Source organism: Treponema sp. OMZ 855, assembly GCF_024181145.1.
In the GTDB taxonomy this organism is placed as follows: domain Bacteria; phylum Spirochaetota; class Spirochaetia; order Treponematales; family Treponemataceae; genus Treponema.
The window spans coordinates 2244313-2264002 of the sequence record NZ_CP051194.1 but is presented as its reverse complement, the minus strand read 5'-3'; the positions used below and the strand labels follow the sequence as shown (position 1 = coordinate 2264002).

Below are 19690 nucleotides of genomic sequence, written 5' to 3'. Positions count from 1 at the left end.
GCGGAGGCACGGTAAAAATGTACATCCTTGTACATTTTTACCTACGTGTTTGCAGAACAAACACGTTACTGACGAGAACCACCGCCATCCGTGGCGGTTCTGATACGGTGAGGATTTTCAGGAGCAACGTTTTGGCCAACCAAAACTTGCAAGTTTAAGCGGCAATGCCGCTTAAACATTGGCATGGATGCCGCTGGTTTAAACAGAAGCGATGTTTCGGCTTCGCCCGAAACTCGTCGTCAAAAGCGTACACGGAAGTACGCTTTTGACAGTGCGACGCCGTAGATGCCCGCATATTTTCAAAAGGGGAGACGGGCTTGTACTACTACGGCGCGCGTTACCTTGATCCGAAGTATAGTAGATGGTTGAGTGGCGACCCGGCACTGGGTGATTACATTCCCAAAGCTCCGATAGACGATGAGGCGAAGAAACACAACGAGAACCTACCCGGCATGGGCGGGGTGTTTAATGTGGTGAACCTGCATCTATACCACTACGCGGGCATCGGGCAGCGAAGCGATAGCGAGCTTCAAGCCAATAATCCGGTGAAGTATACTTACCCGGATGGGAGAGAGAGAACCGTAATGATTATTCATGCAAATACTGGATGGGAAAAGTTTGTCAGTGGTTCTCATGTTGCTGTCCATTTTAGCAACCCAGGTGTTGATAAATATAATTATCAAATTGGTCAAACATTATATGATCCCTCTGGTTCTTATCAAGCAAAAGATGAATTTGGATGTTTATATAGATCTTCCAGTGGTGTTTTCTCAGGAGAATCATCAGGAGATCTAAAAGCCTATATAGATTCTGTTTTAGATAGACAAAATGGTGAGTATATAGTTGCTTATACGATTAATACAACTCCTGGACAAGAAAAAGCGATGGTTGAATCTGCAATGGAGTTAGGTGATGGGGATGGCTTTTCTTGTGCAAGTCATACATCTGCGGTATTAGAAAAATTGGGTTTTAAGGAAGTTATGACTCCAGGCGGTTTAGAGAAACAATTAAAGAACTCAAAGGTGGTTGAAAATATTAAAGTATTTTCTAAAGATGGTACTTCGATAATTTACTCAAAACCCAAAAAAAATATTGCAGAGTAAATATAGAATAGGTATTGGATTTCAATCATTAGTATTTTTTTAAGGAGGAATGATAAAATAGGTCAACAAACAAACGGTACTGTGATAAGCTGAAGTAATTCAGCAGAGAGCAGGTAGAAGTTCGTCGTGTCTAGTAGAGGCAAAGACCTCTGGTAAGGAGGATATTATGATAAGAAGATCGATAAAAGTAAAAATTCTCTCTGGGTTTCTCATAATTTTGTATGTTGTATTATTTATGCTTTTAGTTTCATTGCTGCAATATACATATAATAATCGGTTTTGGAAGATTATAGTTATTTCATTTGTGTTTAATGTCTTACTTATACTAAGCTTCCATAAAATGCGACATCATTTTATCTTATTGACTTTATTATTAAATATTCTATTCGGTTCTTTGTTCTTTGTTAGTGGAAATATTAATTTACTAAAAGTTTCAACATTTATTGAACAATGTAACCTAGTTTTATTTTATATAGTACAATATTTGATTATACCTAATTGGATATTGCCTATTTTATTCTTTATAAATAAAAAAGGTAAAGAGGAATATGATTCTGTCTAAAAAATATAATGCACATGATAGTATGCTTTAAAAGAGGATAGAGTAAGATGTTAATATATACTGAAGCTTGTACTGTTTTTTTATCAGATAAGAAAAATATGCTTTCCTATATTGCAAATTAAAGAGAAGATATTCTTTTAAACATGAATTGGAGGTCTAGAAGTTGGTACTTCTGTTGGACCAAAAATAGAGTTTAAGATTGCTGCTGGAGTTGGTGGATCTATCGGGGTTGAATTTAGAAAAATTGAGGAGTAATAAAAGAAATATATGAAGAAAGTAGGAATATGTATTATTATACTAACTATAATATTTGTAATTACTGCTAATATGGATAAATATTATGCTAGTGAAAACTTGATTTTTGATACTACAGATATTATTAATGGTAATTATTATTTAACTGCTAAAGAAAATATGGAAAATATTCAGGTATCTGCTTTACAGTGGTATTATACTAATATTGTAGTTACTATTTTATTGGTGTTATGGATTCTGACAGGACTGCTATTTTTATATGTAATGGCACGCTATGTATTGCCTTATTTGTGGTATAAAAAGTATGATCATATTTTTGATGGATCTTAATTTTGTATGTATGCGTTATACCAAGAAAATAATTTCAGGTTATGAAAACAAAATTTTGCTTTTATTCACAGCTTAATTATTCTCACCCCCGGACAGCGATTGAAGCGGTATAGTGCAGCGGAGCCGACAGGCGTAGCTTCGAAGCAAGCACGGTACCGATATTTGTGTACCTTTATATTGTAATAATAGTACACAAGTATCGGCAGTCCGCCAAAGAAAGATGCATATTAAAAGGTTTTTGGGTAAATCCATGAAAGTAGATAGCAAATTAAAAGAACAAATTAATGGTATACTTTCAGAATGGAATCCTTTAGATGTACCTGCTTTTATAGCTAGTGAGGAATATATGAATTATGTTGACTCAATCATTGATATAGGTCGAAATATAGATGCGTTACGGAGATATTTCCTTAGCCTTATTATTGATCGATTAGGGTTAGAATATGACCCATCAAATTTAAAACAAATAAATAGCATAGAGAATGTAATAGAAAAGGTTATGAATGCTTTACCGGAACGAGGAGAAAAAACTTTATGATGAAACAGGTGAAGAGTTGTGAATTCATAAACCAGATAAGTATCATCCAAAAATGCATTAGTATAAGGCCTTTATATTTTTTCTCATATGAATGGCATGCATCTGAAGAACTCCCTTCTATTTTTTTACGAGGTTTTTGTTATTTTTATGTGATAAACCTTATACCGTATAGGTAATGCTGATGGCTCCTTTTTTTCCAAAGAGGTTTTATACAAAAAAGTTCACCGAATATAAAGGGTGTAAAGTTTCCTGAATTTAGAGTATACCATCAAAACAAGGTAAAATATGTAAAAATAAATGCAAATATTTATAGGAACTGTTGGGATATAATAGGCAAGCAATAATGATGACGTTAACGATGCGTGTATATCTGAAGTAAAAAGTGTTTTCAAGGTGATAGCTTATCATTTTTTTGTACTTTACTTTTAAAAGAAAATTCATTATGCTGTGCTTTGATATCCTAAAGTTGCACAAAGCAAACAATTGTGCACGGCTAGAATATCCGAAATTTTCTTTTATTTTTTTTTAGGAGGATGGGATTATGAAAAAATCCGTTTTCGTATTATCGCTTCTTTTTTTGACAAGTGTTCTTTCGTTTGCCTCCGGTGCTGCCGATACTACGGCTACCAGTGTTGCAACTGATGTCAAAATTGACTTTAGAATGAACATTGCCAAGCAGGATTATGACTCCAATTATTTTAATTGGACGTTGGGAAAGCAAGAGACGGTGCAGGATAAATTCGATGCCGTTTCAGGAGCCAGTTTGAAGGGCTCGACAAAAGGATTTAATGTTGTCCGCTATGCAGGTAATGCCGCAGATAAGAAAGCTGCGATTCCGGCAGCGCTGCGCAGTTTGTTTTTGTTCCCACTTTCCGATTGGAAATTCGTCGAAGGATACGGACTCCAAGTAACAAACACCGACGGTGCGTTTACAATACGTTTTGCCCGTAAAACAACCGCCTATGAATTGAAGACCGATAACAAAGGGAATTTTAACATTCTGACCGGTGCAAGAATCGCAAAAGATATTACGGAAAAGACCGATACCGGTTATGTCATCAAGTCCGAATACCTTAAAGCCGGTGGTGATCCGGCAAAAATGTCCGATTTGGATTGGGATAAACTGCCGTTGAAAGCCGACACTTTTGCTTCCGATGCGGCCTATCATTATGAAGGATCACTGAAATTTGCGTTAAAGGATAACGTGTTAACAGTTAACGGCACATTAAACCGTAAATAAGTGATGGATGCCTGAATAATCGAACAAAATCGAACAAAAAAGCCTCTTCAAGCAATCGCTTGAGAGGCTTTTGGGTATATTTAAAAATTCGCTTGATTTATAGAGTGTTCTCTTTTTTACTCCGAATAAAGACCAATGCCGTGTATCTTTTTGCGGCGGTACCGTACTAAGACTTTGGGATCACGTTTGCAGAGATCGGCTAGGTCGTGCAGGATTTGTGCGCGTATTTTGTCCGCCGCTTTTTGCGGATCGGTATGGGCGCCGTCTACCGGCTCTTCAATAACGCCGTTAATGAGTTTAAGTCCGAGTACTTCGCGGCTGGTAATTTTCAGCATCGCGGCGGCATCCTTCGCCTTGCTTGAGTCCCGCAATAGGATAGATGCACAGCCTTCCGGCGAGATAACCGAGAAAATCGCATTCTCCAGCATATACACCTTATCTCCGACACCGATACCGAGCGCACCGCCTGAGCCGCCTTCTCCAATGACAAAGCAGATAACCGGGGTTTTCACGCGGCTAAGTTCACGTAAGTTTACCGCAATGGCTTCGGCGATACCGCGCTCCTCCGAACCAAGCCCCGGATATGCCCCTTGTGTGTCAACAAAAGTGATAATCGGGCGGTGGAATTTTTCCGCCTGCTTAATCAGTCTGAGTGCCTTTCGGTAGCCTTCGGGGTTTGCCATACCGCCGTTCCGGTCGATGGTTTCCCGCAAGTTCCGCCCCTTCTGGTTACCGATAACCGTTACCGGTATTCCGTTGATAAAGGCGATGCCGCCTATCAATGCAGGGTCGTCGCCGAAGCAGCGGTCGCCGTGCAGCTCGATGAAGTTATCAAAGATCATATCGATATAATCGAGGGCGCGCGGGCGGTCGTTGTGCCGGGCGAGTTCAATCTTCCGCCATACTTGCGAAATTGCAGAACTTGCTTGCAGCTTTTCGGTTATCGTTTTTAACTCGGTAGTAATGTCGAGTCCGTATTTATCCGCAATATCGCGCAAGCCGATTAAAAGCTCGGTCTGATCGGTTCTTGTTTCGTTTTCTTTACTCATGTTACTTCCTTTCCTTGCCGAACGGGGGATTCATGTGCGCGTCGATCATCACGGCAAAAAAATGCTTTTGCTCGATGCGCGGCACAATGCAGTCAACAAAACCTTTTTTAAGCTGGAATTCTGCCCGCTGAAAGCCTTCCGGCAGCTGCTGGTGGATAGTGCCTTCGATAACACGCGGCCCTGCAAATCCGATAAGCGCATTGGGTTCCGCCGCGATAACATCGCCCAGCATCGCAAAACTTGCCGTAACGCCGCCCGTTGTGGGGTCGCAGAGCATCAAAAAGAGGGGAACGCCCTTGTCGTCAAGCTCCGCCGCCGCGCTTGAGGTTTTCGCCATCTGCATCAGCGAGAAAAGCCCTTCCTGCATACGCGCGCCGCCCGACGTTGCGTAGATAATCACCGGTATCCGTTCCGCTGCGCCTTTTACCATAAGCCGGGAAATTTTCTCCCCGACAACCGAACCCATGGAGCCGCCGAGGAAGTCGAAGGACATAACGCCCAACAGCGCATCCCTGCCTTCGATTTTGCATTTGCCGGTAACAACGGCTTCGTTTATGGCAGTTTTTGCTTCCGCAGCGGATATTTTTTCTTCATACCCTGCCATCTGAATAGGATTCATCGTTCGCAAGGTTGGATTAAGTTCTTCAAACGTGTCTTTGTCGGCAAGATAGGCAATCCGCTCTGATACATCCATTCGGAGATGATATCCGCAGTCGGGGCACACCATCAAACGCTTTAAAAGTACTTCCCGTTCATATTGTGTTTTACAATGAGGACATTCCATTATTTTCCTCCCTCAAATAATTGTGCATAGAGACTGGTGCCGAAGGTTCCCGATTGGAACTGCGCCGACCGTAAAATCGTTTTTTGCTCTTCGATATTGGTTTGGATACCTTCGATGTGCAGCTCATCCAGTGCACACAGCAGCTTTTTAATGGTCTGTACCCGATCCGCTCCGTGTACAATCAGCTTGGCGGTCATCGAATCGTAGAAAGGCACCACCTTGTAGCCCTGATATAAAAATCCGTCGAACCGGACGCCATTTCCACCGGGTACCCGCAAGTTTGTAATCAAACCGGGGGTGCGTGCATTGATACGGGCTTCGATTGCCCAACCCTTTACCGGCACCACGCCGTCAGGGAGTGTCATCTTGCCGCCCGTACATACGGTAATCTGCTCACGGATAATGTCGGTGCCGGTTACCATCTCGGAGACGGGGTGTTCAACCTGTACGCGCGCATTAACTTCCATAAAATAAAACTGCTCGCCGGAAACGAGAAACTCGATGGTACCCGCTCCGCAATAGTTGAGCGTAGAAAAAAGCTTTTTGGCGCCGGCGCACATCGCATCGTACATCGCGTCGCTTACCGCCTGAGATGGGCTTTCCTCTATTAACTTTTGGTGATTCCGCTGTACCGAGCAGTCCCGCTCGCCGAGAATTGCAACACCGCCTGCGCCGTCGCCGATAACCTGCAGCTCAACGTGCCGCGGGTCGCTCAAGTATTTTTCGATGTACACCGTACCGTCGGCGAAATTCGCTTCCGCCTCCGAAGATGCGATGGCGAGGTTTTCAGCTAAATCGGCTTCTTTCCAGACAATGCGCATTCCCTTGCCGCCGCCGCCTGAGGCTGCCTTGATGATAACGGGATACCCGCATTCCTTCGCGGTTTCCGCCGCTTGTTCTTTGGTTGTAATCGCGCCCTTAGAGCCGGGTGTAATCGGCAGTCCGCTTTTTTGAGCAGTCTCCCGCGCTCTTACCTTATCGCCGAGCATTTCGATAGTGTCGGGTTTCGGCCCAATCCAGAACATACCGGATTTTTCTACCTCACGTGCAAAATCCGCATTTTCCGAAAGGAAGCCGACACCGGGGTGTACGGCATCGCAACCGGTGCAGAGTGCGGCGGTAATCAGCGCATCCTTGTTCAAATAACTTTTGGCGGATGGAGCCGGTCCGATACACACTGCATGATCGGCGAGTAGCACATGCAGACATTCTTTATCGGCAGTTGAATACACGGCGACCGTTTCAATGCCCATTTCGCGGCAGGCGCGGATAACGCGGACGGCAATTTCACCGCGGTTTGCAATCAGCATTTTCCGTATCATACTTAGATCCTGATTATAAAGAGCGGCTGGTCAAACTCAACCAAATCACCGTTTGCCGCAAGAATTTCTTCGATTGTTCCGTCGTATTCGCATTCAAGGGTGTTCATCATCTTCATCGCTTCGAGGATGCACAGCGGCTGTCCTTTTGAAACCTTGGAACCCTTTTCCACATACGCAGGAGCGTCAGGGGAGGGTGAGCGGTAGAATGAACCGACGATGGGACTTTTTACCGTTACGAGGTTCGCATCAGCGCCGGGGGCAGTACCGGCCGCTGTGCCTACGGAATTGGCGCCTGCCGGATTGCTTCCTGCCCCAGCCGGCATTCCCGTTGCAGCCGCGGGGAGAACCGCCCCCGCGCCCATGGTTCCTGCCGCTGCATATCCGCCTGCGTCCGCTCCGGTAACAGGCTGCATCGGCACATTGTGCAGTGCGAACGGCACGGCAGTCTGCGTATTTTGATACGCAGCTTCTTTTTTGAGCGTCAGCTCCGCTTCGCCTTCCTTTATATGGAGCAGCACTGCCGAGCTCTTTTCAAATTTGTCAAAGACATTCAAAATAAATTTTTCGTTCATGTTCTTACTCTGTGTTGATACCGATACTTCTTTGTTTCAATGCGCCGGAAGCAGATATATACAACCGGTGCGGCTTCGCAAAGAAGTAACAGGTCTTATATCCGGTCGAACCGGTCAATCTCGGCATCATAATCGATGCCGGCAATATCAAATCCGTTAATCGCCAAAAAGTCGTGCCGGTATTCGTCAACATCGGTACGCTCGCGGCTGGTTTCATCGGTAACGGTTGCCATAATTGCGGCAACGGCGGACTGCACCGCTTCGTCCAATTCCCAGTCGTCAATGCGGATACGGTGTTCGCTATCCGTCGGGATGACCCCGTCCGCCGTATATAGGCGGCTGTCAAAAAGGCGGTTGATCTGTTCGATGCAACCTTCGTGGGTGCCTTTCTCCTTCATCACCTTAAAAAGGCTTGCCAAATAGAGCGGAATAACGGGGATAACGGCGCTTGCACGGGTTACCAATCCTTTGTTAACCGACACAAATGCCTGCCCTTTTAAGGCCGCGAGCTTGGTGTTCAGAGCATGGGCGGTTGCTTCCAAGTGTTCCTTAGCCTTGCCGATGGTGCCCTTGCGGTACAGCGCTTGCGTGGCCTCCGGCCCAATGTAGGAATACGCAACGGTGATACATCCTTGTGCAAGCAGATCCGCGGCGCCGAGCTTTTCTATCCAGCGCTGCCAATCCTCACCGCCCATAACCTTTACGGTAGCGAAGGCTTCTTCGTCGCTCGCCGGTTCTGCGGTGATTTCCGTCAGTGCACCGGTGAACGGATCGAGGGTTTTGCCGGTAAACGGCTTTCCGAAGGGCTTGAGCGCCGAGCGGTAGGTAACGCCGGTATCGGGGTCGGTACGCACGGAACTTGCCACGCTATAGACAATCAAATCAAACTTCATGCCGCGCTTTTTGGCCTCATCGATAACCTGTTCTTTGATGGTATCGGAGAATGCATCGCCGTCGATGGTAACGGATACAAGCCCCGCTTCTTTTGCAGCGGTATCAACCGTTAAGTTGTTGTACCAACCGGGCGTTCCCCATTTTTTTTCGGAACCGGCTTTTTCATACGATACGCCGATAGTTGCAGCTCCGTATCCGAATGCTGCCGTAATGCGGCTTGCCAGTCCGTATCCGCCGGAACAGCCGACTACTAAAACGTTTTTCGGTACAGCCGTACCCGCCGGATGGGTAGCAGCTCTCTTTTTTGTATACGCGATTTGATCTTCAACCGCTTTTTTACACCCTTGAGGATGCGCATTCAAACAGATATTGCTCCTCAACATCGGTTTCATACTCATTCTTTCTACTCCTTACCATATTAGTCATTTATAATGCATCATTACGCCATGATTGGCAATGCACGGTATACAAATTATTGCTTGCCGGGCATCTCTAAAAATCTAACCGGGATTTTAGAGAACTCGATTGCTTAGTTTATCAGTTTTTACCGTTTGCCGATAGTACCTTTCCCCATGCTTTTCAATCGTGGTTTTTTTCTTGACTGATAATACGATGTTTTATATAATAAAAGAATGAGTACTAAGTCATTTAAGGGGGGCTGTCACCCTCCCGAGCGGAAAGCAATTTCCGCCGAATCCGAAGTCTTGGCCGTCATGCCGTCTACAAAGATGGTATGGATTCCGGTTACCCAAGGCGGTGCTCCGAATACTCCGTTAGTAAAGGTTGGAGATACGGTTGTACGAGGTCAAAAAATAGCGGAAACGGACAAGTTCATGTCTGCGCCGGTACATGCTTCGATCTCCGGTACCGTAAAGAAAATAGAACCCCATCTCGTTACCGGTAATACGGACGCACTTTGTATTGCAATTCAAGCGGGCGAGGACACTTCCGAGTCTTTTATGGAACCGCTTGATCCCTTCACCTGCACAAAAGAGGACGCCCTTAAACGTATCCGCGAGGCCGGTATAACCGGTATGGGCGGCGCTTCATTCCCTGTACATGTTAAATTGAGTCCTCCTAAGGATGCAAAGATAGACTACATTTTAGGTAATGCCGCAGAATGTGAGCCGTATCTGTGCACCGACGCTGCTACGATGTACCATTCCGCTGAAACGATTATAGACGGAATGGCGATTATCATGCACGTTACCGGCGCTGATAAAGGGATTATTGCACTTGAAGATAATAAAACGCACTTGGTTCCTGTGTTCGAAAAAGCGATTGCAAAAATAAAGCAAAATCCTGTCGGTCCGGGCGCTTACGACATTTCCGTTGAATTATGCAAAACAAAATATCCGCAGGGCGGAGAAAAAAATCTGACCTCCGCTGTTGTCGGCAGAGAAATACCCTCCGGTGGGCTTCCGTTTCAGGTCGGCTGTATCGTCCAGAATGTCGGAACAATGAAGGCGATTTCCGATGCGTTCCGTAAGGGAATGCCGTTAATCGACCGCCCGCTTACGATCGGCGGAGGAGCTTGTGAAAATCCGATAAATGCGATAGCGCCTATCGGTACCTGTATCGGCGACCTTATTCCCGAAGTAGTCCGCTTAAAACCCGGTGTTACAAAGATTATTTCCGGCGGCCCGATGATGGGCTTCGCGATGAAGAGCGCGGATTTCCCCGTACAAAAGAATACGTCGGGTGTTCTTTTCTTAACGCGCGAAGAAGTCAATCTTGATGAAGAAAGTCCCTGTATCGGATGCGGAAAATGTGTCACTCATTGTAGTTGCCAACTGTCTCCCGTTCTGATGATCCGCGCATTAAAAGCGAATAAGCTTGACGAAGCAGTCCGCTGCGGTCTTATGGACTGCGTTGAATGCGGCATTTGCTCTTATGTGTGTCCGGCGCGTATAAAGCTCGTCCAACGGTTCAAGGTAGGAAAGCAGCTGTTGCGTGAAGCAAAACAGAAAGAAGCGGCAAAAGCAGCCGCTGCGCAAGGAGGAAAATAGATTATGGCCGAATCAGATAAGAACGAAATTTATCTTTCCCCCGCGCCTCATATCGCGAGCCCCGTTACTACCCAAAAACTGATGATGCACGTACTGATTGCGCTTGCACCGCTTGCGCTGTACGGTATTTATCTGTATGGAGTACCGGCGCTCATCCGCATTATTGTTTCCGTAGGCGTTGCGGTCGGTTCCGAAGCGGCGTTCCGGAAAATTATGGGCAAGGATATCCGCGTAAAGGATTGTTCTGCCGCAGTAACCGGTTTACTGTTGGCGCTTGTTTTACCGCCGCTTATTCCTATTTGGATTGTGGTTGTTTCCGCAATTTTTGCTATTGTCGTCGCAAAAGAGTTCTTCGGCGGACTCGGCGCAAACCCGTTTAACCCTGCGTTGGTAGGCCGCGCGTTTGCCTTTGTCAGTTTTTCACGCTTGATGACTTCATGGGTTGCTCCTCATCACGGTTTTGATGCCGTGAGTACGGCAACACCGCTTTCGTACCTTAAAATGTCGGAAGGCGGAGTTTCCACCGCAGCCGCAATTGCAGAGAAAATGGGGCTGTCTTCTTCAAGTGATGTATATCTTAAACTCTTTTTAGGCGATCACGGCGGCTGTATCGGTGAGTCGAGCGCTGTGCTCATCCTCATCGGTTTTGTCTACTTGCTGGTAACCCGCGTTATTGAATGGCAAATTCCCGTTTCCATGATAGTAACGGCTGTAGCGGTAACCGCACTTGCCGGTATCGATCCGCTGCTCACGCTGTTAAGCGGAGGCTTGCTGTTCGGCGCCGTCTTTATGGCTACCGATTATGCAACCTCTCCTGTAACATTTAAAGGGCAGATTATCTTCGGTGCGGGCTGCGGCTTGCTTACCGCCTTGATGCGGCTCTTTGCCGGAATGCCGGAAGGCGTTATGTACAGTATTCTGATTATGAATTCTGTCGTTACATTCTTAAATAAACTGATTCAGAAAAAATACGGATATGTGAAGCCCGTTAAGGCAGTCAAGGAGGGTGCAAAATGAAACAGATGATGAAATTATCCGTTACGTTGGCTCTCTATACTGTTGTGGCCTGCCTTGCACTTGCGGCGGTCAATATGTTGACTTCTCCCCGCATTCTTGCGGCGAAAGAGGCAAAAACAAAACTGGCGCTTCAAGCGATTTTCCCCGATGCGGATTCTTTCCGTCCGATTACCGAAGGAATGCCGAAATCGGTCGATAAGGTAGCGTTCGGCGATGCTTTCCTTGCTCTGAACGGGGATAAACCTGCCGGAATTATCATAACAGTCAGCGGGCATACCTATGATCAGGCGACTATTCTTACCGGTATCGATATGGAAGGAAAACTGAGGATGATTCAGTTTTTGGTATTAACCGATTCACCCGGTATCGGAACAAAAGCGAAGGATGAACCGTTCATCGGACAGTTCCGCAATAAACCTATCTCCGATGCCTTTGCGCTGGGAAGCGATGTTCAGGCGATTGCCGGTGCTACGATTACCTCTACGGCTGTTACCCGAATGGTGAAAATTGCCGTCGATGCCGCTTCTTCATACATGAGCAGCCAAGGTCTCAGCAGCTCAGGCAGCGGAAACTAAGGAGAACGGTTATGAAAGAGTATGTACGCATTTTTACGAACGGGTTGGTAAAAGAAAACCCCCTCATTATGCTGATGATCGGGCTTTGTTCCGCACTTGCCATTACAACCTCGGTTGCGAACGGTATCGGAATGGGGCTTGCAATGACCTTCGTTATTGTATTGAGCGAAATGATTATCAGTATGTTCCGGAAGTTTATTCCGAATGATATCCGTATTCCTATTTTTATTATTGTTATCGCATCGTTTACTACTATCGTAGACCTTTTGATGCAGGCGTTTTTACCGGAGCTTTCCGAATCGATGGGTATTTTTATTAAACTCATCGTTGTAAACTGTATCATCATGGGACGCGTCGAATCCTTTGCCTCGAAAGAGTCTCCTTTAAAAGCGATGGCTGATGCCCTAGGTATGGGTTTGGGCTTTACATGGGTGCTGGTGGTTATGTCTGCCATCCGCGAACTGTTGGGAAGCGGCACCGTACTCGGTGTGCACCTTCTGCCGGACGATTACCTTATTAAGTTCTTTGCAAACTCTCCCGGAGGATTCTTTGTATTCGGCTTGCTGATCGCTTTAACGTATTTGATACAAGATCAGCGGAAGCAGCGGAAAATACGGAAGGCAGCTGCGGTAAAAGAAGCAGCGTTGAAAGAAGCCGCCGCACTGAGGGAAGCTGAGCTGGCGAAAGAAGCTGCGCTCAAGGCTGAGACCGCACAAAAAGAAGCCGCATTGAAAGCGGATGCAGAAAAACAAGCTGCTCCCACAACCGAATCTCCCGCGGTTGCTGCACCTGCAAAGGAGGGGAACTGAGAATGGAACTGTTTAAGATTTTTCTTGCTGCGGTATTCGTTAAGAATATCGTTTTTATCCGCTTCCTTGCGTTGTGTTCGTTTATCGGTATGACATCCGATGTTAAGAAATCTACCGGTATGGGATGGGCGGTTCTTTTTGTTACGGTTATTGCAACAGCGGCAACCTATCCTCTTTATAAATTGGTCCTTGCTCCTTATGATCTCGGTTTCTTGCAGACATTGCTCTTTATCTTGGTTATTGCGAGCTTGGTTCAATTGGTAGAGTTCTACTTAAAGAAGTCGGCGCCTGCCTTGTATTCGGCGATGGGTGTGTATTTGCCGCTCATCACGACAAACTGCGCTATCCTTGCGGTTACGCTCGATGTTATCGCTGCCGACTATACCTTTATCCAATCGATGGTATATTCAATCGGCGTTGCGCTCAGCTATCTGTTGGCAATGGTATTGTTTGCCGGTTTACGTGAACGTATCGATATTGCGCCGATACCTAAGTACCTCAAGGGTACTCCCATCCTGTTTATCGCTGCAGCGCTGTTGTCGTTGGCATTCGGCGGTTTTGCCGGCATGATTTAAAGGAGTGGAAAGAGTATGCAAATAATCATTTTAACGCTTATTGTTTCGCTGGTATTGTCCGTAGCAATAGGCTTTTTACTAGGATTTTTTAAAAAGCTGTTTTATGTTGCCCCTGATGAAACGGTGGCAAAAATCCGTGAAGTGCTTCCGGGTGCTAACTGCGGCGCCTGCGGTTTCCCGGGCTGCGACGGTTTTGCGGCAGCGGTTGCAAGCGGTAATGCGCCGGTAAACGGCTGTTCCGTCGGTGCGGGTCCCGTTGCGGCGAAAGTCGGTGCGATTATGGGTGTTTCCGCATCTGCCGATGCAAAAGTAGCGGTTCTGCTTTGCCAAGGCTCCCATGATGTCTGTAAGGAAAAAGCGGATTATGTCGGTGTTAAGACCTGCCGTGCCGCAAAGATTTCCGTAAACGGCTTGCGGGAATGCGATTGGGGCTGTATCGGCCTCGGCGACTGTGAAATGGCCTGTCCTTTTGACGCTATCCATGTCGGAGAGGACGGTATCCCGCACGTCGATTATGAAAAATGTACCGGCTGTGCAGTCTGTGTTGCGGCTTGTCCTCAGCACATATTGACGACCGTATCTACTTCCCGGAAAGGTTCCATTGCGCTTTGTTCTTGCAGAAACCCAAGAAAAGCCGTTATTATGAAAAACTGTAAACGCGGCTGTATCAAGTGTATGAAGTGCGAAAAGAACTGCCCGACAGGTGCGATAAAGGTTATCAACGGAATCCCCGAAGTTAATTATGACCTGTGCGATTCCTGCGGTATCTGTATCAAAGGCTGTCCGACAAAGGTTCTTGCCTTAGTGGAAGATAAGATTGCAGTGCTGTCGCCCTGCAGCGCGTGCGAAGCGTGTTAATTTGTGCGAAATATATTAAATTACGGCTTACCGGCATGTTTAGCGAATGCTCGGTAATATCGAGCAGGATTAGCAAATATGCCGGATAAAAAAATGCGGAGCGGGGTCGTCTGTATTATCGGACGCCCCTCCGCCGGAAAGTCAACATTTCTAAATAGTGTTTGCGGCGAAACGGTATCGATTGTTTCCGCACTGCCGCAGACCACGCGCAGCTCCGTCCGCGGTATCCTTACGGCGGAGCAGGGGCAGATTATTTTCCTTGATACGCCCGGTTACCATATCAGTGAAAAAAAAATAAACCGCCGGATGCAGCTCATTGCGGAAAACCGTCTACAGGAAGCTGATGCCGTGCTGTATCTTATCGATGCAGCGCGTCCGTTCGGCGAAGAAGAATTGGCGATCTGCGCATTGCTGAAAAATAAACAAGACCGCTTGATTGCCGGTATTAATAAAACCGATAGTCCCGCAGCGCGTCCGGGGCAAACCCGCTTGAGTGTGATGCAGGCTTTACCCGATCTGCCGCAAGAGCGGATTTTCGAGTTGTCCGCGCAGGAAAAAACGGGACTAGAGCCCGTGCTTGCCGCACTGTTTTCCCTTCTGCCGGAAGGCGAACTTTTGTATCCCGAAGACTTTTATACCGATCAGCCGGTAGATTTCCGTATTGCCGAAATTATCCGCGGGCAGGCAATCAGCCGCCTCTACGAAGAAATCCCCCATGCGCTGTATGTTGATATTCAGGATATGGAGATGAAAAAGAACGGTAAGGAACTTTTTGTCCGTGCCTTTCTGTGCGTAGAGCGGGAAAGTCAAAAGGCTATGGTTATCGGTAAAGGCGCAGCGATGATTAAAGCAATCAGGGTAGAATCCCAAAAAGAGCTGCGCAAAATTTTCCCATACCGAGTACAGCTGGATTTACAGGTGCGCGTCGATAAAAACTGGCGCCAAAAAGACAGGGTGCTGCAGTCTGTCTTTCTCGACTAGGGAAAGCATGACAAACGCATTAGGTGCTCTTTCCGTAAGCTTTTTGAAAATAGACGATGCAGATACGAGGCGCGAGCACAAATTAATCGCAGGCGTATCTTTGATACGTTGAGAATTAATTTGTGCGCAGCAACGAAGTAGATGCACCGTATATTTTCAAAAAGGACTTCGCAGCTTTTTTAGTATCAGCACCAGCAACAGCATAAAAACCGAAATAAGCGCGGTAAAACCGCCGGGGGCGACGTTTAAATAGTACGAACAGACAAGACCGAGCATAATGTCCGCGATACCGAAACAGATTGAAAAAAACACCGTCCGCTTAAAGCCTACGTGTAGCTGGAGCGCTGCTGCAACCGGCAGGGCAATCATCGAGCTGAGTACGAGAATGCCCACTATCTTGATGGAAACGGCAATTGTTGCCGCTACTAAAATCGAAAAAATATAATTGATTGTCTTTACACGGATGCCGATGACATACGCGATGTCTTCATCGAGCGTTATATACAGCAGCTTATGATACAGCACAGCCAATACGGTAACGGCAAAAAAGCTCAATACAATCACGGTGATAACATCGGAGGTTGAAACCGTTAAGATACTTCCGAACAAATAGGCTTCCGCATTGGTGCGTATCAACCCCGAACTCATCAAGGTGATGGCAATACCGACACTGAGCGAAAGGACGATGGAAAGGATGAGGTCGCTGTATTCTTTAAAATAGTTGCGCAGCGCTTCGATGAGTGCACCTGCCGCAGAGGTAAAGGTAAAGGCTCCGATGATGGGATTGACACCGGTAACCAGCCCGAGCGTAATCCCCGTCAGCGAGGCGTGTGCAAGCGTATCCCCGATAAGCGAGTATCGCCGCAAAACAAGGAAAATACCGATTAATGGGCAGAGAATGCCGATAAAGAACGACACAATAAAGGCGTTCTGCATAAAAGCATATTTCAACATAGCGGCTATACTATCAGATTTTATGGATAAGGGCTATCAGGGGGATTAAGGAGCCGGATACACAACCGAAGCTGCGTATTCTCAGCTCCTTAACGGTTCATTTTTAACTATTATAGTCCGGTATGGCGGAGTGTTCCCCGTTTTTCGAGTTCTTCCAGCGTAAGCTGCGGATAGCGTACTTTTGCAAGGAAGATCATTGCAGCGATGATGTACGGCTTAAAGCTTGCCTGCTTGTAGAGCGGCACGCGGTAGCGGTCGAATACTGAACCGGCAACTTCACCTTCTTTGCAGCTGACGCCGGTAATATCTGCCGGTAAGCAGTGCAGATAGAGTGCTTTACCGTCTTTGGTCAGCTTCATCATATCTTCGGTGCATTCCCAATCCTTGTGGTGGCCGTTCTGAGCGAGCAGCTCTTTTTCGAGCGCTTTGATACCGTCAAAGTCGCCTGCACCGTAGAGGTTCGTCCGTTTTTCCATTGCGGTAAAGGGCGCCCAGCTCTTGGGATACACGATGTCTGCATCCTTAAAGGCTTCCTTCATGCTGTTGGTCTTGGTAAAGGAACCGCCCGATGCCTTTGCCTGTTTTCTCGCGACTTCTTCAACCTCAGGCATTACTTCATATCCTTCCGGATGTGCAAGTACAACGTCCATTCCCAAGCGGGAGAACAGACCGATTGCGCCCTGCGGAACGGAAAGCGGCTTACCGTAAGAGGGTGAATATGCCCATGTCATCGCAATTTTTTTACCTTTGAGGTTTTCCAATCCGCCGAACTCGTGGATGATATGGAGGGTATCCGCCATAATCTGGGTGGGATGGTCGATATCGCACTGCAAGTTAACGAGGGTCGGGCGCTGTTCGAGCACGCCGTCCTTATTACCTTCGGCAACCGCATCCATAAAGGTGTGCATGTAGGTATTACCCTTACCGATGTACATATCGTCGCGGATACCGATAACGTCTGCCATGAACGAAACCATATTAGCGGTTTCGCGGACGGTTTCTCCGTGGGCAATTTGAGACTTGCCTTCGTCCAAATCCTGTACTTCCAAACCGAGCAGGTTACAGGCTGATGCAAAGCTGAACCGTGTGCGGGTTGAGTTGTCGCGGAACAGCGAAATGCCGAGACCGCTTTCAAAAATCTTTGTAGAAATGTTGGATTCCCGCAAGGTGCGCAGCGCATCGGCTACCGTCCATGTTGCAAGAATTTCATCGAAGGTCTTTTCCCATGTAAGGAAAAAGTCATTGTTGTACATCTTCTTAAAGCTCAAGCTATTGAGCTTTGTAATGTACGGATCCATAATCAAGGCCATAATTACTCCTCTATGATATGGGTATCCCTAAAACTCGAAGTTCCAGAGACTCCTTTTATAACTTTTCAACGTATATGGACGGCAGTGCGGCATATACGGCTGCGCAGGTTACCAAGTCCTGTTTCCACGTAATTTCGTTCGGGGCATGAGCCTGTGCTTCCGCGCCCGGGCCGAAACCGATGCAGGGAACTTTATTCCGTCCCATGATGGAAACGCCGTTTGTAGAGAATGTCCACTTGTCAACGAGCGGGCGTGCTTCGCGCATAGCAATCTGATCTTTCGGGCCAATACGCTTATCGCCGTATAAATTGTTATACGATTCGATCATCGAACGTGCAACGACGTGCTCTTTCGGCAATACCCACGTGGGGAAGAAGCATTCGATCGGGTATTGTTCTCCCGTCCATGACGGCCGGTCGTAGTTGTACATCGAGACCGTTACATCTTTTCCGTATTTTTTGACGGCGGGGAGCTGGCGGATTTCTTCCAAGCATGATTCCCATGTTTCTCCGGCCGTCATACGGCGGTCGAGCGAAACGGAACAGGAGTCCGCAACGGCACAGCGGCTCGGGCTGGTATAGAAAATTTCGGAAACGGTAACGGTTCCGCGTCCAAGGAAGTTTGCTTCTTCCCATTCCTTGTTGTATTTTTTATCCAGCATTTTGACGAGCCCTTTAATTTCAGTGCCGTCAGCCGCGTCGTTTTCATTCAACTTGCGTACTTCTTGCAGAATATCGGACATCTTGTAGATTGCGTTATCGCCGCGTTCCGGTGCGGAGCCGTGGCAGGAAATACCTTTAACATCGATGCGGATTTCCATGCGTCCGCGGTGTCCGCGGTAGATACCGCCGTCAGTCGGTTCGGTAGAAACAACAAAGTCGGGCTTGCAGAGTTTTTCGTAACCGGGAACTTTGACGTCTTTTTTCAGGATATACTCCCAGCACATACCGTCGCAGTCTTCTTCCTGTACGGAGCCGACTACCATAGCGGTGTATTTATCGTTGAGAAGACCTAAGTCCTTCATCATCTTACAGGCATACATAGCAGAAACAACGCCGCCGGTTTGGTCGGAAACCCCGCGGCCGCCGATGAATATGTCATCTTCAAATCCTTCATAGGGGTCAAACTTCCAGTTGCTGCGGTTACCGATACCAACCGTATCGATATGGCCGTCAAAACAAACAATGTGCGGGCCGGTGCCCATCCATCCCATTACGTTGCCGAGCGGATCAATCCATGTTTTGTTGAATCCGAGCTCATCCATTTTCTTTTGGATGCGTTTTGCTTTTTCACCCTCTTGGCTGCTTTCGCTGGGAAGGCGGATGATTTCACGAAGGAAGGCGGTCATGTCGGCCTTGTATCCTTCTGCAGCAGTTTTAATCTTGTTAAAATCCAAACTCATGCTTCCTCCTCTATCGTTTTTTCAAGCGTACTGCTTGATACGATATTGATATGAAACCCGGCTCCCGTAACAATGTATTTATAGAAGGAACCTTAGGCTAATTTAATTATAGAAGTGAAAAATTCTTCTGTCAAGCATAATCTTCTAAAAAATTTTTAGCTATACTAATTCTTTTTTAGCTTTGTAAAAAAGTCAACTGTTAGGTGATTTTGGCAGTCCTAGAGACGAACAATGAACATTGAATGAGCAAAAGAGAGTGGGAGAGAGCGGAATTAAATGGAATGCTGTATTTTGTATGAAACAGGCAAACACATAAAGGGAATTGATGGAATAAAAGTATGAATTTCGGTATTTTTTGTTTAAGGCTATATACAGCAAGGAAAGGAACTATGGGCGCTGACGGGATCGAACCGCCGACATTTTGGGTGTAAACCAAACGCTCGTACCAGCTGAGCTAAGCGCCCTAATAACAGAAGAGACTATATATAAACCGGATGAAAATGTCAATCCCCCGCATTGCATCACGTTAAATCTAACCGAAAAAGAAGCGG

At 46.6% G+C, this 19690-nt stretch carries 17 protein-coding genes, 1 tRNA gene and 2 pseudogenes; 11 read left to right on the top strand and 9 right to left on the bottom strand.

The genetic code is table 11. The annotated features are described in order from the left end of the window. Positions 1-308: 308 nt before the first annotated feature. The 4 genes and pseudogenes from E4N65_RS12285 to E4N65_RS10290 all read left to right on the top strand — a co-directional run. Positions 309-572 (top strand): annotated as a pseudogene (locus tag E4N65_RS12285) (hypothetical protein); the annotation flags it as partial. Positions 573-1932: 1360 nt separating this feature from the next. Continuing rightward, entirely contained in the window at positions 1933-2250 is a 318-nt protein-coding gene (locus tag E4N65_RS10300; protein WP_253673170.1) for a hypothetical protein, read from the top strand. Between the two features lie 250 nt (positions 2251-2500). After that, entirely contained in the window at positions 2501-2788 is a 288-nt protein-coding gene (locus tag E4N65_RS10295) for a hypothetical protein (RefSeq protein WP_253673168.1), read from the top strand. A gap of 541 nt (positions 2789-3329) precedes the next feature. Beyond that, on the top strand, positions 3330-4028 hold the full coding sequence (locus E4N65_RS10290) for a hypothetical protein (RefSeq protein ID WP_253673166.1): 699 nt from the start codon (positions 3330-3332) through the stop codon (positions 4026-4028). A 116-nt stretch (positions 4029-4144) separates the two neighbouring features. Here E4N65_RS10290 and E4N65_RS10285 read toward each other — a convergent pair whose 3' ends face one another. The 5 genes from E4N65_RS10285 to fabV all read right to left on the bottom strand — a co-directional run bounded on the left by E4N65_RS10285 (position 4145) and on the right by fabV (position 9047). Next, complete coding sequence (locus E4N65_RS10285) at positions 4145-5077, bottom strand: acetyl-CoA carboxylase carboxyltransferase subunit alpha (RefSeq protein ID WP_253673164.1); 933 nt, start codon at positions 5075-5077, stop codon at positions 4145-4147. Between the two features lies 1 nt (position 5078). Then, entirely contained in the window at positions 5079-5861 is a 783-nt protein-coding gene (gene accD, locus E4N65_RS10280) for an acetyl-CoA carboxylase, carboxyltransferase subunit beta (RefSeq protein WP_044014870.1), read from the bottom strand. Continuing rightward, the gene (locus E4N65_RS10275) at positions 5861-7183 is read right to left on the bottom strand and encodes an acetyl-CoA carboxylase biotin carboxylase subunit (protein WP_253673162.1); all 1323 of its coding nucleotides are present in this window, start codon (positions 7181-7183) and stop codon (positions 5861-5863) included. The genes accD and E4N65_RS10275 overlap by 1 nt, the downstream gene beginning before the upstream one ends. Positions 7184-7185: 2 nt before the next feature. Continuing rightward, positions 7186-7755 carry an acetyl-CoA carboxylase biotin carboxyl carrier protein gene (gene accB / locus E4N65_RS10270; RefSeq protein WP_253673160.1) on the bottom strand — a complete coding sequence of 190 codons (570 nt, stop codon included), beginning with the start codon at positions 7753-7755 and terminating at the stop codon, positions 7186-7188. Between the two features lie 95 nt (positions 7756-7850). Further along, positions 7851-9047 (bottom strand): enoyl-ACP reductase FabV, encoded by a 1197-nt coding sequence (fabV, locus tag E4N65_RS10265; protein WP_253673158.1) that lies wholly within the window; start codon positions 9045-9047, stop codon positions 7851-7853. A gap of 234 nt (positions 9048-9281) precedes the next feature. Here fabV and rsxC point away from each other — a divergent pair, with 234 nt between their 5' ends. The 7 genes and pseudogenes from rsxC (at position 9282) to era (ending at position 15473) form a co-directional block, all read left to right on the top strand. Then, on the top strand, positions 9282-10658 hold the full coding sequence (gene rsxC, locus E4N65_RS10260; protein ID WP_044014877.1) for an electron transport complex subunit RsxC: 1377 nt from the start codon (positions 9282-9284) through the stop codon (positions 10656-10658). A 3-nt stretch (positions 10659-10661) separates the two neighbouring features. Then, positions 10662-11675, top strand: a complete 1014-nt coding sequence (locus E4N65_RS10255) for an RnfABCDGE type electron transport complex subunit D (RefSeq protein WP_253673156.1) — start codon at positions 10662-10664, stop codon at positions 11673-11675. Then, positions 11672-12250, top strand: a complete 579-nt coding sequence (locus tag E4N65_RS10250; RefSeq protein WP_253673154.1) for an RnfABCDGE type electron transport complex subunit G — start codon at positions 11672-11674, stop codon at positions 12248-12250. Before E4N65_RS10255 ends, E4N65_RS10250 begins: the two co-directional genes overlap by 4 nt. A gap of 11 nt (positions 12251-12261) precedes the next feature. Further along, positions 12262-12927 (top strand): annotated as a pseudogene (rsxE, locus tag E4N65_RS10245) (electron transport complex subunit RsxE); the annotation flags it as partial. Positions 12928-13061: 134 nt separating this feature from the next. Beyond that, on the top strand, positions 13062-13634 hold the full coding sequence (locus E4N65_RS10240; RefSeq protein ID WP_044014884.1) for an electron transport complex protein RnfA: 573 nt from the start codon (positions 13062-13064) through the stop codon (positions 13632-13634). Between the two features lie 15 nt (positions 13635-13649). Next, the gene (locus E4N65_RS10235; RefSeq protein ID WP_253673150.1) at positions 13650-14492 is read left to right on the top strand and encodes an RnfABCDGE type electron transport complex subunit B; all 843 of its coding nucleotides are present in this window, start codon (positions 13650-13652) and stop codon (positions 14490-14492) included. 93 nt (positions 14493-14585) lie between these two features. Next, the gene (gene era, locus E4N65_RS10230; protein ID WP_253674835.1) at positions 14586-15473 is read left to right on the top strand and encodes a GTPase Era; all 888 of its coding nucleotides are present in this window, start codon (positions 14586-14588) and stop codon (positions 15471-15473) included. A 156-nt stretch (positions 15474-15629) separates the two neighbouring features. Here era and E4N65_RS10225 read toward each other — a convergent pair whose 3' ends face one another. The 4 genes from E4N65_RS10225 to E4N65_RS10210 all read right to left on the bottom strand — a co-directional run bounded on the left by E4N65_RS10225 (position 15630) and on the right by E4N65_RS10210 (position 19603). Continuing rightward, positions 15630-16427 (bottom strand): metal ABC transporter permease, encoded by a 798-nt coding sequence (locus E4N65_RS10225; protein ID WP_253673148.1) that lies wholly within the window; start codon positions 16425-16427, stop codon positions 15630-15632. Between the two features lie 110 nt (positions 16428-16537). After that, positions 16538-17737 (bottom strand): knotted carbamoyltransferase YgeW, encoded by a 1200-nt coding sequence (gene ygeW, locus E4N65_RS10220; RefSeq protein ID WP_044014890.1) that lies wholly within the window; start codon positions 17735-17737, stop codon positions 16538-16540. Positions 17738-17792: 55 nt separating this feature from the next. Beyond that, entirely contained in the window at positions 17793-19139 is a 1347-nt protein-coding gene (locus E4N65_RS10215; RefSeq protein WP_253673146.1) for a YgeY family selenium metabolism-linked hydrolase, read from the bottom strand. Positions 19140-19529: 390 nt separating this feature from the next. Continuing rightward, positions 19530-19603, bottom strand: a tRNA-Val gene (locus tag E4N65_RS10210). Between the last annotated feature and the right edge of the window lie 87 nt (positions 19604-19690).

Coding starts and splice junctions, on each gene's coding strand:
- E4N65_RS10300 (WP_253673170.1), top strand. CDS start 1,933: ATGAAGAAAGTAGGAATATGTATTATTATACTAACTATAATATTTGTA.
- E4N65_RS10295 (WP_253673168.1), top strand. CDS start 2,501: ATGAAAGTAGATAGCAAATTAAAAGAACAAATTAATGGTATACTTTCA.
- E4N65_RS10290 (WP_253673166.1), top strand. CDS start 3,330: ATGAAAAAATCCGTTTTCGTATTATCGCTTCTTTTTTTGACAAGTGTT.
- E4N65_RS10285 (WP_253673164.1), bottom strand. CDS start 5,077: ATGAGTAAAGAAAACGAAACAAGAACCGATCAGACCGAGCTTTTAATC.
- accD (WP_044014870.1), bottom strand. CDS start 5,861: ATGGAATGTCCTCATTGTAAAACACAATATGAACGGGAAGTACTTTTA.
- E4N65_RS10275 (WP_253673162.1), bottom strand. CDS start 7,183: ATGATACGGAAAATGCTGATTGCAAACCGCGGTGAAATTGCCGTCCGC.
- accB (WP_253673160.1), bottom strand. CDS start 7,755: ATGAACGAAAAATTTATTTTGAATGTCTTTGACAAATTTGAAAAGAGC.
- fabV (WP_253673158.1), bottom strand. CDS start 9,047: ATGAGTATGAAACCGATGTTGAGGAGCAATATCTGTTTGAATGCGCAT.
- rsxC (WP_044014877.1), top strand. CDS start 9,282: ATGAGTACTAAGTCATTTAAGGGGGGCTGTCACCCTCCCGAGCGGAAA.
- E4N65_RS10255 (WP_253673156.1), top strand. CDS start 10,662: ATGGCCGAATCAGATAAGAACGAAATTTATCTTTCCCCCGCGCCTCAT.
- E4N65_RS10250 (WP_253673154.1), top strand. CDS start 11,672: ATGAAACAGATGATGAAATTATCCGTTACGTTGGCTCTCTATACTGTT.
- E4N65_RS10240 (WP_044014884.1), top strand. CDS start 13,062: ATGGAACTGTTTAAGATTTTTCTTGCTGCGGTATTCGTTAAGAATATC.
- E4N65_RS10235 (WP_253673150.1), top strand. CDS start 13,650: ATGCAAATAATCATTTTAACGCTTATTGTTTCGCTGGTATTGTCCGTA.
- era (WP_253674835.1), top strand. CDS start 14,586: ATGCGGAGCGGGGTCGTCTGTATTATCGGACGCCCCTCCGCCGGAAAG.
- E4N65_RS10225 (WP_253673148.1), bottom strand. CDS start 16,427: ATGTTGAAATATGCTTTTATGCAGAACGCCTTTATTGTGTCGTTCTTT.
- ygeW (WP_044014890.1), bottom strand. CDS start 17,737: ATGGCCTTGATTATGGATCCGTACATTACAAAGCTCAATAGCTTGAGC.
- E4N65_RS10215 (WP_253673146.1), bottom strand. CDS start 19,139: ATGAGTTTGGATTTTAACAAGATTAAAACTGCTGCAGAAGGATACAAG.